The 14,189-nt window shown below is 47.3% G+C and carries 12 protein-coding genes; 1 reads left to right on the forward strand and 11 read right to left on the reverse strand.

Translation table 11 applies throughout. The features are described 5' to 3' along the window. Positions 1-128 precede the first annotated feature (128 nt). From sdhB to ACFSUB_RS07070, 4 genes are all read right to left on the reverse strand, one after another. Positions 129-890 (reverse strand): succinate dehydrogenase iron-sulfur subunit, encoded by a 762-nt coding sequence (gene sdhB / locus ACFSUB_RS07055; RefSeq protein WP_380712483.1) that lies wholly within the window; start codon positions 888-890, stop codon positions 129-131. Beyond that, complete coding sequence (sdhA, locus tag ACFSUB_RS07060) at positions 887-2,668, reverse strand: succinate dehydrogenase flavoprotein subunit (protein ID WP_380712484.1); 1,782 nt, start codon at positions 2,666-2,668, stop codon at positions 887-889. The genes sdhB and sdhA overlap by 4 nt, the downstream gene beginning before the upstream one ends. 15 nt (positions 2,669-2,683) lie before the next feature. Next, entirely contained in the window at positions 2,684-3,313 is a 630-nt protein-coding gene (locus ACFSUB_RS07065) for a succinate dehydrogenase cytochrome b558 subunit (protein WP_380712485.1), read from the reverse strand. Positions 3,314-3,670: 357 nt separating this feature from the next. Then, positions 3,671-5,023 (reverse strand): TrkH family potassium uptake protein, encoded by a 1,353-nt coding sequence (locus ACFSUB_RS07070; RefSeq protein ID WP_380712486.1) that lies wholly within the window; start codon positions 5,021-5,023, stop codon positions 3,671-3,673. A gap of 116 nt (positions 5,024-5,139) precedes the next feature. Between ACFSUB_RS07070 and ACFSUB_RS07075 the strand changes: the two genes are divergently transcribed. Then, positions 5,140-5,499 carry a DUF2507 domain-containing protein gene (locus ACFSUB_RS07075; protein ID WP_380712487.1) on the forward strand — a complete coding sequence of 120 codons (360 nt, stop codon included), beginning with the start codon at positions 5,140-5,142 and terminating at the stop codon, positions 5,497-5,499. Positions 5,500-5,548: 49 nt separating this feature from the next. On the opposite strand, the gene ACFSUB_RS07080 is transcribed toward ACFSUB_RS07075, so the two are convergent. From ACFSUB_RS07080 to ACFSUB_RS07110, 7 genes are all read right to left on the reverse strand, one after another. After that, positions 5,549-6,106: a DUF5412 family protein gene (locus tag ACFSUB_RS07080; protein WP_380712488.1), complete on the reverse strand. Its 558-nt coding sequence runs from the start codon at positions 6,104-6,106 to the stop codon at positions 5,549-5,551. Between the two features lie 46 nt (positions 6,107-6,152). Then, on the reverse strand, positions 6,153-6,620 hold the full coding sequence (locus ACFSUB_RS07085; protein WP_380712489.1) for a hypothetical protein: 468 nt from the start codon (positions 6,618-6,620) through the stop codon (positions 6,153-6,155). A gap of 53 nt (positions 6,621-6,673) precedes the next feature. Beyond that, complete coding sequence (locus ACFSUB_RS07090) at positions 6,674-9,187, reverse strand: DUF2339 domain-containing protein (RefSeq protein WP_380712490.1); 2,514 nt, start codon at positions 9,185-9,187, stop codon at positions 6,674-6,676. 441 nt (positions 9,188-9,628) lie between these two features. Further along, positions 9,629-10,978, reverse strand: coding sequence for a glucarate dehydratase (gene gudD / locus ACFSUB_RS07095; RefSeq protein ID WP_380712491.1), 1,350 nt, complete (start codon positions 10,976-10,978; stop codon positions 9,629-9,631). Positions 10,979-10,994: 16 nt separating this feature from the next. After that, a complete protein-coding gene (locus tag ACFSUB_RS07100; RefSeq protein ID WP_380712492.1) occupies positions 10,995-12,491 on the reverse strand; it encodes a tripartite tricarboxylate transporter permease in 1,497 nt (498 codons plus the stop codon). Between the two features lie 13 nt (positions 12,492-12,504). Further along, complete coding sequence (locus ACFSUB_RS07105) at positions 12,505-12,906, reverse strand: tripartite tricarboxylate transporter TctB family protein (RefSeq protein WP_380712493.1); 402 nt, start codon at positions 12,904-12,906, stop codon at positions 12,505-12,507. A gap of 72 nt (positions 12,907-12,978) precedes the next feature. Further along, positions 12,979-14,085 carry a tripartite tricarboxylate transporter substrate-binding protein gene (locus ACFSUB_RS07110; protein WP_380712494.1) on the reverse strand — a complete coding sequence of 369 codons (1,107 nt, stop codon included), beginning with the start codon at positions 14,083-14,085 and terminating at the stop codon, positions 12,979-12,981. Positions 14,086-14,189: the final 104 nt, after the last annotated feature.

A 14,189-nucleotide genomic window follows, 5' to 3' on the forward strand; every position in this document is an offset into this window, starting at 1 on the left:
CGTGCTGTTCTGAGCAGGAGTCAAAGCATGTTGGCTCCGCTGCTATACAGCTTTTGATTAGTGACCCGGAACATTCGTGTTATCTGCCGCATCATGTGCTTTTGTCCCAAACTCGATAACCTCGTATATCAGGCTCTGTCACTTCCAAAGAAGCTCTTGAATGCCTGAAGGGAAGTGTCACGATTCAGAGCAGCAATGGATGTGGTGAGCGGGATGCCTTTCGGGCAGACTTCCACACAGTTCTGGGAGTTGCCGCAGCTTTCAATGCCGCCTTCTCCCATCAGCGCTTCCAGCCGTTCCGATTTGTTCATTTCACCAGTCGGATGTGCATTATAAAGGCGCACCAGAGAAACGGGGGCCGGTCCCATAAAGTCTGAGTTATCATTGACATTCGGGCAGGCTTCCAGGCAGACTCCGCAGGTCATGCACTTCGACAGCTCGTACGCCCACTGCCGTTTGTTCTCTGCCATGCGGGGTCCCGGTCCGAGGTCATACGTGCCGTCAATTGGAATCCAGGCTTTCACCTTTTTCAGCGAATCGAACATTTGGCTGCGGTCGACGATAAGGTCACGAACGACCGGGAAGGTCCGCATCGGCTCCAGCTTGATCGGCTGTTCAAAATGATCAACAAGGGCCGTACAGGACTGCTGAGGTTTACCGTTAATAATCATGGAACAGGCACCACAGACTTCTTCAAGGCAGTTCATATCCCATACTACCGGAGATGTTTCCTGACCTTCGGCATTTACAGGGTTACGGCGGATTTCCATTAAGGCAGAGATGACATTCATGTTCGGACGGTAGCTGAGGTTGAATTCTTCTGTATAAGGTTCATTGTCCGGGCTGTCCTGACGGGTGATGATAAAACGAACCTGTTTATCTTCGCTCATTGTTTACCAGCTCCTTGTTTCTCAGATTCCTTCCCTTTCGAATAATCCCGTTTCCGCGGTTTAATCAGGGATACATCTACATCTTCATATTCAAATGCCGGCTCGCGCTTATCCGGGTTGTACTTCGCTTTTGTTGTTTTCAGATAGTCCTCGTCATTACGTTCCGGAAATTCAGGTTTGTAATGCGCACCGCGGCTTTCATTGCGGTGGTAAGCACCAAGTGTCATAACACGCGCAAGATTCAGCATGCCTTTCAATTGGCGGGTGAACGACGCTGCCTGGTTACTCCAGCGTGCTGTATCCGGCATATTGATGTTTTTATAACGCTCCATCAGTTCCTGGATTTTTTCATCTGTCTCAAGCAGTCTGTCATTTTCGCGGACCACTGTCATATAATTTGTCATCCATTCACCGAGTTCTCTGTGCAGGGCATACGCATTTTCTTCGCCGCGCATGTTCATGATGTTTTCAAATTCTTCTTCATTCTCCTTCTTATAATGGTCATAGATGGAAGAAGGAAGATCTTCAGCCAATTTATCAAGGCCGTTGATGTATTCTACCGCACTCGGTCCGGCAACCATGCCGCCATAAATGGCGGAAAGAAGACCATTTGCGCCCAAACGGTTGGCGCCGTGCTGGGTGTAGTCACATTCTCCAGCTGCAAAAAGTCCTGGAATATTTGTCATTTGATCGTAATTCACCCACATGCCGCCCATGGAATAGTGGACAGCCGGAAAGATTTTCATCGGTACTTTGCGTGGGTCATCTCCCATGAATTTCTCGTAAATTTCCATAATACCGCCGAGCTTAACATCGAGTTCTTTTGGATCTTTATGGGATAGATCAAGGTACACCATATTCTCTCCGTTAACCCCGAGCTTCTGGTTCACACAGACATCGAATATCTCACGGGTTGCAATGTCCCGCGGAACAAGGTTTCCATAGGCCGGATATTTTTCCTCAAGGAAATACCAAGGCTTACCGTCTTTGTATGTCCAGACACGGCCGCCTTCCCCGCGCGCTGATTCACTCATCAGGCGGAGCTTGTCATCTCCTGGAATAGCCGTCGGGTGAATCTGGATAAATTCTCCGTTTGCATAGTAAACACCCTGTTCATACAGTCTGGCAGCTGCAAACCCTGTATTAATCATGGAATTGGTCGTTTTTCCGAAAATAATTCCCGGACCACCGGTTGCCATAACGACAGCGTCTGAACGAAACGTTTCAATTTCCATAGTAGTCAGATTCTGAGCGGAGATACCGCGGCAGCGCTCTTCTTCATCCAGAACGGCTCCGAGAAATTCCCAGCCCTCGTATTTATTCACAAGTCCTTCGACTTCATACCGCCGTACCTGCTCATCAAGAGCATACAGCAGCTGCTGTCCACTTGTCGCACCGGCAAAAGCGGTACGATGGTGCTGCGTGCCGCCGAAACGACGGAAATCAAGCAGACCTTCCGACGTCCTGTTGAACATAACGCCCATCCGGTCCAGCAGATGAATAATTCCCGGAGCTGCTTCTGCCATAGCTTTTACCGGAGGCTGGTTTGCAAGAAAGTCACCACCGTACACCGTGTCATCAAAATGCTCCCACGGCGAATCCCCTTCACCTTTTGTGTCCACAGCGCCATTAATGCCGCCCTGGGCACAGACAGAATGGGATCTTTTGACGGGTACGACGGAAAAAAGGTCTACCTGCTTGCCGGCTTCTGCTGCTTTAATGGTGGCCATCAGGCCGCCCAGCCCTCCGCCGACTACGATAATATTACCATCACTCATGTATGATACACTCCCTTACATATTCGCTAAATCAGGATTGATAAATGAGAGCAGGGCACTCATTCCAACAACCGACAGGGCGACGAAAATAACCGCTGTCGCATAGGTCGCGATCCGCTGGGAACGAGGGGTGACTGTGATGCCCCAGGAGACAAGAAAGGACCAGAGACCGTTGGAGAAATGAAATGTCGCTGACAGAACACCGATAATGTAGAATACAAGCATAAATGGACTGCTCAGTATATCCGCCATCATATCATAGTTCACGTCTGCGCCAAAAGAAGCCTGCACACGTGTCTGCCAAACGTGCCACGCAATGAAGATAAGAAGATATACCCCGGTAATTCTCTGTATAAGAAACATCCAGTTTCTGAAGAAGCCGAACCGGGTTGTATTGCTTTTACCCTGGAATACAATATACAGACCGTATATTGCATGAAAGAGAATCGGGAGAAAAATGATGAAGATTTCCAGAAAAATCCTGTATGGTAAACTTTCCATAAAATGCGCAGCAGCATTAAACGCTTCAGCGCCGCGTGTAGCAAAAAAGTTCACCGTCAAATGCTGGATCAGAAAAATCCCTATGGGGACGACGCCGAGCAGAGAATGAAGTCTGCGGTTCATAAAATCGCGGTTTTCAGCCATGCCAATGTTCCTCCTAAAAAATTTTTAATCCATGGTTTGTCGTAAACTGCTTCTTTTTCTTCTTCGATCAACAACCTCCTGTTTCTTCTCCAGAAACATCATGCATTCCATGCGCCAAACGCTGCGCTACACTCTGTTATGTACAACCGGAATCATGGATATTCTCTGGTGGTAGTGGGGTTGAGCGGTCCGGACCAATTAGTCTGAATACTCAACAAAAACGTGCTCCACATGCATCTTTCCGACAAATTTATTGTACTCCCCCTATCACAGCTAGTCAAGAAACCGGATACACCTCCATAACGGTTTTGAGCCCTAAAAAAGCCCGGTTCCGCCGGGCTTTTTTAGGGTTTCTTCTCAGCCGATAATCATACGTTCTGTAGGATACCGGAATGATGACTTGGTTTCTTTTCGTTTTACGGAAAAGAGAAGGACCAATATGCCGACTCTTCCAATAAACATGAGAAGCATTAAAAGAAACAGGCTCGGCCTTGATAAGCTGGAAGTCACCCCTGTCGTAAGGCCGGTCGTTCCAAAGGCGGAACTTGTTTCAAAAATAATATCGATGAGTTCCACTCTCGGATTTCCCTGCTCGAAGGCTGTAATCAGCATGACAGCCAGAAACAGACCGAACATGAAAAAAGACAGCACCATAAACGCCTTCTGCTTATCCTCCGGATGAATTTCACGGCCGAATACTTTCACATCACTTTTACCAAGAGCAAAGCTCCGGATAGACAAGAACATGACCGCAAGCGTCGTCGTGCGGATACCGCCTCCCACACTCGAGGGGCTTGCGCCGATAATCATGAGCAGAGAAATGAAAAGCAGCGTCGGAAGGGAAAACGAAGATGTCTCCATTGTGGTCAGACCGGCACTTCTGGCAGTAGCTGAATTGAAAATGGAATAGAAAAACTGCTCATGCCAAGCCATTCCTTCAAAAAACATCCCTCGTTCAAGCACCCATATACCGGCCGCGCCGATGACAAAAATAAGAAAATAAGTGGTTACTGTTACTTTGGTAAACAGACTGAACTTAAAATGGCTGCTTTTGGTCATGAAATATTCACGCACTTCCATCAGCACTGGAAAACCAATGGCCCCGGCAAAGATAAGAAGCAGCACGATGAACTGCACGTAATAGTCATTTGCAAATGGAATCAAAGACTGCCCGGTTACATCAAAACCGGCATTGGTGAAAGCACTGAGTGCAGCAAATGACCCCTGGTAATAGGCTTCAGCTGCCGTATCAAAATGCTGCAGGTAATACGTACCGAGTATTAAAGCGCCGACCAGCTCAATCGCAAGCGCCAGCAGGAGAATGCCGCGCATCAGTTTCACCATTCCGGAAAACTGGTACTGGTTCTGGTCCACCATGATGAGCAGCCGCTGCGACAAGTTGATTTTTCGTCCGAACAGCATCCACACAAATGTCCCGAGCGACATAATGCCGATGCCTCCCACCTGCATGGCAAGCGCGAGAAAAACGACTCCCGTGTAACTCAGGGAGTCTGACACGTCAATGACACTCAGACCCGTTACACTGACAGCTGACACAGATGTGAAGAGAGAGTCCATATAGGACAGTTCCGTTCCACCCTGGTGGGAAAAAGGCAGCCAGAGCAGGAAGCTGAACAAAAACATCGATAATATATATACAGTTATAATAATCCGAAACGGCGTCATAAAACGTTCCAAACCCTTTTTCATTGCACTTACCTCCGACTGGAATTCGGGCTACAGTATATCATGCCTGAAAGGTATTAGCTATAGCGATTTCCAGCTTTTAAAGGTATAATGACAAATGGCGGAAAGGACGGATAACCATGAATGACTTTAACTACACCCTTTTACGGGAGACCCTGCTCCCGGCGCTGCTTGGCACCGAAGAACCAGATATTCTGTACTGGGGAGGCAGACGCATCGCGCGGGAATACAGAAAAGAAACGACAGAAGAAATTCAGACGTTTTTCCAGGAAGCCGGCTGGGGAGAGCTTACGTTGACATCGGAAAAACGAAAAGAAATGGAATTTGAGATGCCCCTGACCCGTGAAGAGAAGCATCTCGACCGTCACCTCGAAGCCGGCTTTCTTGCAGAGCAGATGGAACATCTCAAAAATACCTCCGCAGAAACGGTGATTACCGAAAAGCGGAAGCGTATACTGTTTCACGTTTACTGGGATTAGACCGGGGCGGGCGGTTCCTAAAGAAGGGCAGCTGCCTGCCTGTGTATTTTTATGCCCCTTCATGCTGATAGCAGGTGTCATACTCATCTTTCAGCACCCAGCTCCTACAGGTCCGGCCGGTTTCATCGTACACCTCATCTTCTACATCCAGTTCGGCACTCCGATTGGAATCCGGGTAATCCGGTGCTTCGTTCGTCACCTTCAGCCTTGAGTCATCCTCCCACTCCAGTTGGAACCTGCTTTTTGCATCCGCAAAATAGACCGTTTTTGGATCTTTGTTCGTGCCGTTTTCTCTTACCTGCACACGGAGATTGACCCCTCCTGCCGCTCCACCGTAAGGGAGATCATACTTCACAGCAGTGTATGTGCCGTTTGGCGATTCCACCGGTTCTTGATTTACGTTTCCTTTTGCCTGGTCAAATGTGAAAAAATAAGTCTGGTATCCGCTGATGACAAGAAGAGTAACAATACCAGTCAGGCAAATCACGGCCAGCTTTTTCGGAAAAGGTTTCTTTTTTAGAATAAACATAGCAAAACGAACGATAAAGATGCAGCACAGCACCACTATCAGAATTAAAAGAAATAACACAGCCAATCCCATCAGCATTGGTGATCCGCTCCCTGTTTTGCTTTTATAAATACAATGAAGAGAATCATGCACGGCCGCCTGAAGTTGGCAGAGTACGCCCTTGATCCATCCATTTGTCCACGAGCCGGTTATATCTTTTTTCATTTTCGAATCTGTTCACCAGTCCAACGGTTGTATTCACAACGAGAAAAACAAACAATGCGGGCACATTTGTGACCATTATATAGAGAATTTGAGTCGGCAGAAGCCCCTCCACCATAAAAAAGCCGAGCGATATCGTGACAAACATCAATACAGCCGATCGTATTGTTTCTTTCCATATAATCCATCCGGCCTTTTGCTTTCTTTCTCGTTTCCATCTCTTATAAAACCGTTTTTCCAGCGCTTCCCTCCAGTAAATACCAAGACCAGCAACCCCCATAAGCGGGACAAGCATTGTGTAATAAACTCCGGTGTGAAACACTTCTGCATACCAGGGAATAGCGGCAAGTACCACAGCCCCCAGGGATAATAAAAGAATAGCCCGAAACATGATAAGCCACCTTCCTTTTTTAAGCTGTGTGTTGTATAAATGGAGTCTTCTATTTACTGTGAGTCTTCATTATGACGGCTCGATACTTTTTGATACAGATAGGAAATACCGATTAATACAATGCCGAAACAGAAATACGCGGCAATCTGGCTCGTTTCACCCAGAAAAGCAAGATCGGCGAGAAACAGCTTGCCTGTGGCAAATAACGTCAGCGCGAGACCAATACGGCGGATGTAAACAAAACCTCTCATGAAACCGTACGTGATGTAACCAAGCGCTGTGATGAGATAAATAAGACTGATCACAAAACCGGCCCCGTCAAGCTGCAGTTGTACATGGAGAAAGGCCGCCTGAATAATGAAAAAGTAAATGCCTGTAACAACAGGGTACCATTCCACGTTCATGTGCCGGGCACGCATAAAGGAGAGCAGCAGCTCACGTCCGGTGGTGAAGATCATGGCCTGGCAGACAATCAATACCGCAAGCGCCGTATAATCCACAATCCTGTCCGGGTCTGTGCCGAGTGCCGGAATCGCCGCTGTTACAAATAAAGCGGCCAACCCTCCTGTTCCGTACAGAAAAAGACACAGATATCCAACTATTTTATCGTATAGAAGGGTTGTTTTCTTCAGTCCGTAGCCGATACCGACAGATAGGAATGCCCCGATAAGCCACTGGTAAAACCAATAATGGTCAAAAGATACCGGTATGAACTCCTGGTACCAATACAGACTTTCATATACCGCATACACCCAGAAATGAACAAGGGTGACATACTTCACGACAGCGATGAAACGGTTGAATACCGGAAATAGAATCGTTCGTGCCGTTTTCTTCTGGTCTACTACGTAATAGAACATAATGAACAGCAGTCCGGCTGTCACTACTGTGTATTCCAGGTGAAAGAATGGCGGGTTTTCTCCACTGATATAGCGGGCGGCTTCGAGGACAAACATTCCTGATGAAAGTCCCAACACAACCCATCCAGCCTTTTCAAGCAGGTTCAATCCGTATCGGTTGGCATAAAGCATGATAACAACAGCCTCTACCAACCATCCGAGCGCAGCCCATTCCATTTCGAACTGAAACGGCACTGCCAGCACCACAAACGAGAGAGACATCCCGTAAAACAAGACGATTCCCCGTTTTTCACCGTTCATCCGCCGTGCTGCAAACTGTCCAAGTGCAAAATACAGCCCTGCATAGGCGGCAGCCAGAAGTCCTGCTCCGTCTTCCCACTGCATAGCATGCAAAAGAACATACATGACAGCGCAGCTGATGAACGTATTCATAACAACAAGCGTCATATCCATGTACCGTACTGTCGTTTTATAAGTGAACGGATAGGCAGCCGTGAGCCCGAGGTACAGCAGAAACGTTGCTATGGCAAAAACAAAGCTCACTCCGTGCATCGGTGACGAAATAATAAGAATGAAAAACGAAGGGATATTCAACCAGAAGCTGATTTGGTGAACAATGCTCCACTGTTTCCGAAATGACAGGCCAAGGACCGCTCCATTCAAGATGATAAAGTACACCATCGCCGCATATACAGCTGTTTCATCGAGGCCGTACGCCGAAAGATAGGAATAAAACGGCAGGTAACCGCCGACGAGACCGAATGTACAAACGGTTTTGGATTGGTAATAAAAAGACAAAACAACGGCACCGGCTGTGATGATTACAGATAGAATGAGAGCCGGTGTCATGCCGATAATATGCAGCAAAAAGTAACTGAAAAATACCGACCCGTACAACACAGCAATCCCGCCTCCGGTCAAACCGACTGCAAACGTCTGTTTTTGTTTACGGAAAAAACCATCACCGGCTGTGAGCATTAACAGCCCAAGCACAGCAAATGCAGCGCCTTTGATTTCGTCGCTGAACCATGTTGTATAAGAATAGCGGAAAGCCGCAGCCACTCCTAAAAGAATCAAAAGAATGCCCAGTTTATTTATCCAGCTCAAACCGATTTTCATTTCAATCTGATTCTCTTTTTTCCGTTTTTCGAATGTTTCTTCTCCTATGTCTTCCTCTGTAAAGTCGTCGTACCGCTTGGAAATGGAGTGCAGGAATTTCTGTTCCTGTTCGGCAAGCAGTTCCCGTTCCTTTCGGGCTGCTTCTTCCACTTCTACTGTAAGCTCCTGCAGCCGCTGGTCGACCGCTTCGGTTTCCTGATGAATGGAGTGCGTTCTCTGTTTTTTCAACGTTTCTATATTCTTCTTCGCGTCTTCTTCAAAGCGGCTCAATTGATCACGGGTGCTGTCCACCGCCTTGCCGAAATAGGTCTGCAGTTTTTTTCTGGACACTTTCAGTATGTTCGTCTTTTCATCGAGCATCTGTTCCTGAAGTGCGTGCCGCAGGTTCTCGTTTTCACTTTTCATGTTTTGGTACCGTGTTTTCAGTTCTTCCACTGCTTCACGGTACTCTTCATTCTCCCTGCGGAGCGTTTCATTATCCTGATGAACATCACTGTTTTCATATGTTGAAACAACAGCCTCAAACTCTTCCGCCAGTTTCTGCTGCTCTTCTTTCATTCGATGCAGTCTTTCCTTCATCTCCTCCATCTTATCCCCCACTTTTCCAGTACGGTTTGGTTACAATTTTACTAGAAAAAACAAAAACCGAAAGCCTTTCTTACCATTTCACACCATATTTCACATTTATGAGAATAACAGAAAGCAGATGAATCCCTCTTTACGCCTCGAATAAAGGAAGGCCGAAGTATAGATGAAGTCTATTGCTCCTTCGACTGTGTCCACTATCATTTTGAATCCTGCGGTTAGTGTCCACGATATCCCGTTTCATGGACATTAAGCTGTTGAAACAAAAAAATAGTAGTCACCGTCGGATAACCGTCACCCACTAATGGCGTGCACCAGAATCATAGTATCCATTAACACTACATGCGCTCACGCTAAAGACAGCCTTCGGGCACAAAAAACCCGGACGATGCTCCTGGTCATCGTTCGGGTTTTATATTACCTGTCTTCTTTTATTCTTGGTTGTCATCTCACCAGGCATGGCTGCTTGGCATCGAACGTCCAGCCCGGAATTAAATACTGCATCGCTGCGGCGTCATCTCTGGCGCCCAGGCTCATTTTTTTATACAGCTCGTGGGCTTCTTCCACTTTTTCGATGTCTACCTCAATACCTAGTCCCGGCTTCTCCGGAACATTAATTTTCCCATTTGTGATGGTAAACGGCTCTTTCGTCAGCCGCTGACCGTCCTGCCAGATCCAGTGGGTATCAATGGCTGTAATGTTTCCAGGCGCTGCTGCGGCCACGTGGGTGAACATCGCAAGGGAAATGTCAAAGTGATTGTTGGAATGCGATCCCCATGTCAGTCCCCAGTCGTGACACATCTGTGCGACACGAACCGACCCCTGCATCGTCCAGAAATGAGGATCGGCAAGCGGAATATCGACAGAGTGCAGCTGCACGGCGTGCCCCATCTGGCGCCAGTCTGTTGCTATCATGTTCGTTGCTGTCGGAATGTTGACAGCTTTTCGGAATTCAGCCATCACTTCCCGGGACGAAAAGCCCTGTTCTGCTCCGCATGGGTCTTCCGCGTAAGCTAATACATCATGTTTGCCCTCGCAAAGGCGGATGGCTTCCTCAAGCGACCATGCCCCATTTGGATCCAGAGTGATGCGCGCATCCGGAAAAGCTTGAGAAAGTGCTGTAACAGCTTCCATTTCTTCTTCCCCGCTTAAAACGCCGCCTTTTAACTTGAAATCTTTGAAACCATAGCGCTCGTAAGCCGCTTCTGCCAGCCGGACAATAGCTTCCGGTGTTAATGCTTCTTCATGGCGCAGACGGAACCAGTCCTCTTCGGCGTCTGGATCACTTTCATACGGCAGGTCTGTTTTGTTTCGATCTCCGATATAAAACAGGTAACCCAGTGTCTCCACTTCCGTCCGCTGCTGACCGTCTCCCAGCAAGGCCGCGGCCGGGACATCTAAATGTTTTCCCAGGAGATCAAGAAGAGCCGCCTCCAGTGCTGTCACGGCGTGAATGGTGGTTCTTAAATCAAAAGTCTGTGATCCACGGCCGGAGGCATCCCGGTCTGAAAAGGTTTCGCGCACTTTTTTCAGGATATTTTTAAAGTTGCCTATCGATTGTCCGTTCAACAGTACTTCAGCATCTTCTATCGTCTGCCGGATGTTTTCTCCACCCGGAACCTCCCCGACACCCGTGTTGCCGCTGCTATCGGTAAGGATAACAATATTTCTTGTGAAGTACGGACCGTGGGCGCCGCTTAAATTCAAAAGCATACTGTCTGAACCGGCAACAGTGTATACTTGCAGCCGTGTAACTGTCGGTGTTTCGCTTTGCGTTTTCGTGTTTGCTCCCATATCTAACCTCTCCTATTTACGAAGCTGATTCGGCTTTCTTTGTTCTGCGGTTATCAATGACCGCATAGACAACGGATACGATAATTACGACCCACAATCCCACGGCGAGTGGACCATCAGTGAAAAACACGGTTAAATCGCCGCCGCTTCCTTTCAGACTGTCAATGAAATACTTCTCGCCCTGTGTACCAAGAATGAATCCAATCAAAAACGGCGCAATCTGAATACCGACTTTCGGAAAGATATAACCGACCAGACCAAAGAGCAAGAGTGTCCATACATCGAACATCACGCCATTGTTAATGGCATAGGATCCGACGACACACATGAGCATGATAATCGGAAAAATAATATGCTTTGGAATATAAACAATCTTTGCGAAATACTTGATCGAGAAAAACATCAAGATAAACATGGCAATGTTGGCGATCACAAGCGCAAATACGATACCGCTCCAAAGGTCGGGGTTCGTCGTAATGAATAACGGTCCGACTTCGATTCCCTGCAGCAAAAAGGCACCAATCAATATGGCCGTCGTGCTGTCTCCCGGAATTCCAAGGGAAAGAAGCGGAACCAGAGCACCTCCGATCAACCCGTTGTTCGCGGACTCACTGGCAATCATGCCCTCGGGCTCCCCTTTTCCAAGTTTCTCGGGATTTTTGGAAAAGTTTTTGGCCTGGGAATACGAGGTGATGGAAGCCGCGCTCCCTCCGACACCGGGCAGCATACCAACAAAAGTGCCAATGATAGACGAACGAATCGTGTTAACGAACTGTCCTTTGAAAATACGAAATTTAAATTGCTTCGCTTTGTCTTTTGCCAGATTGATTTTCTGATGCGAAGCTGCAACAAGTCCTTCTTCGGACTCCTGAAGATTTTGTCCAATCGCAAACAGTCCAATAAGCACAGGAAGAAGAGAAAAGCCGTACACCAGCTCCTGCTCAAACCCAGGCGGTACAAGCCGGATTTGGTTGTTGTCCGGGAATCTTCCAATTAAACTTATGAAGATTCCGAGGACTCCGCTGAATACCCCGCCGATAAGACTTCCTTTTGAAATAGAAGCAATAACGGTCATCGCGAACACAACAATCAAAAATTTGTCCACCGCGGAGAAATCAATAGCAAAGGAGGCAAGCACCGGTGCAAAGAAAAAGAGAATCGTTAAACTGACAAATCCACCTATAATGGAAGCAGTAATTCCCACCTTCAGCGCTTTCTCTCCTTCTCCGTTCTGTGTCATGGGATAGCCATCGAATGTGGTGCACAGGGAAGAAGGCGTCCCTGGAATGTTCAGCAGAACCGCTGGTACCATCCCGCCGCTGATTCCACCCACATACAAACCAATTAACAATCCAATGGAGTTAATCATATCCAGCGCGTATGTAGCGGGAAGAAAAATAGCAATAGCCATTGTCGCTGTCATTCCTGGAATAGACCCCATGATAATCCCGATCAATACACCGAAAAGACATAATAAAACGGATAATGGGGTAAGTACTTCAAACATGGGCATCGTTTTCTCCCCCTTACGGCAGTGTGATACTGAATAGATTTCCAAACACGTACCATACGATAAGAACCGTGGCCAGTGAGTTGGATAAAGAGATGAAGATGGATCTGAGTTTGACATTTCCTATATAGAGCAGGGTGATCGCGAACATAAACAAGAGACTCGCTGCCAGAAAGCCGATTCTTGGAAGGACTGCTGCGTACAGAATCAGTAACACCATGGTGCCGTACAGCTTAAGTTTGTCGTAGTTTTCGGTGAAAAATTGGAACGAAACACGTTTTCCTTCTTTCCCGGCGACTTTCTTGATGTTGGCGGCAAGAAGAATGAGTCCAAGAATGATCAGAATCCCCAAAATAATTCTCGGAAAAATAATATGATAGGTATTATAAGACATTTCTATAGTGAAGAAATCCGACATGTCTTTCACCTTCTTCCTTTGAAGAGGCAGCGGAGCCGGCGCCCCATTTCAGCCGGCTCCAGCTTTCCTCCATTATTTTGCGATGTTATTCAAATCCGGTGCTCTTTCAATAATGGAACGCATCGTTTCCCTCTTATCAAGCAGGTACTCCTCTGCTTCATCCGACGGCATATAGTTCGGAGTATAGGCGTTGTTATTGAGGTCACTTTGATATTCTTCATTTTCTGCAACCTGTGATACGGCATTGTCCAGAGCGGTCACAACATTTTCATTCACTTCTTTTGGCAGGAGGAAGAAGAATTCTTTATCAAACACAAACTCCTCGCCATCCACAGTGATTCCCTGCTCTGCCATCGTTGGAATATCATAACCTTCCACTCTTTCTCCGGCTGTGATACCAAGGAATTTCATTTTGACCTGGTCTTCCACCCCGTCTTTCGTGTACTGATTGTTCGCTCCAATCGAGCCGTGAATGATGTCGGCATTGCCGTCCCACAGTGCCTGGTCTTTATCCTGCTGGGAACCTGTCACATAAGCTTTAATCCGGTCCGAAACTTCCTGTCCAAACTCTTCCTGCACCCACAGATAATATCCATTAAATACAATTTCGGAGACACCGCCGGCTTGAATAGCTACCGTGATCTCTTCATTTGGGTTGTTCTCAAGCCATTCCGCCGATTCAGCCATCGAATCATATGGTGCATCCGCACTCGTAAGGAAAGCATTTCCCGGGTTAGTCGCTACCATCGGTCCAATGGTGTAATTCTCTAATTCATGGCTTTGATCAAACGATCCGTATTCCACACCAAGATAAGCCATGTCATGGAAAAACATAACAGTTCTCCCGTCATTCGGTGCACTGGACAAGGCATCAAATGCCTGCACACCGCCAACTGCGTCAACCTGCATGTTCGTGTTCAAAATATCTTCTGTATACCTGCTGACAGCCTCTGCGTTTTGATACGTATCCCCACCGGTTGATGTAGAGCCGATAACCACTCTCATTCTGGAAAGATCAAGACCGGCTTCCTCTGATCCTCCTCCGCTGTCCGCTGTGGTTTCCTCACTTCCTCCTGATTCTCCGTTTCCTCCTGTTTCTTCACTTCCCGATGAATTACCGCAGGCTGTAAGAATAATCCCCAGCAAAGCCGCCATCAAAAGATAGACCATTTTTTTCATTTGTTACACCTCTCCCTTTTAAAATAAATGCCAACCCTGGAATTCCTGTGTCCCTTTACGATCAAAAAAGCGCTTACATTTATGCTTGAAGAATAGTCTCCCCT

This window comes from Salibacterium lacus (assembly GCF_042684865.1).
GTDB lineage: Bacteria > Bacillota > Bacilli > Bacillales > Marinococcaceae > Salibacterium > Salibacterium lacus.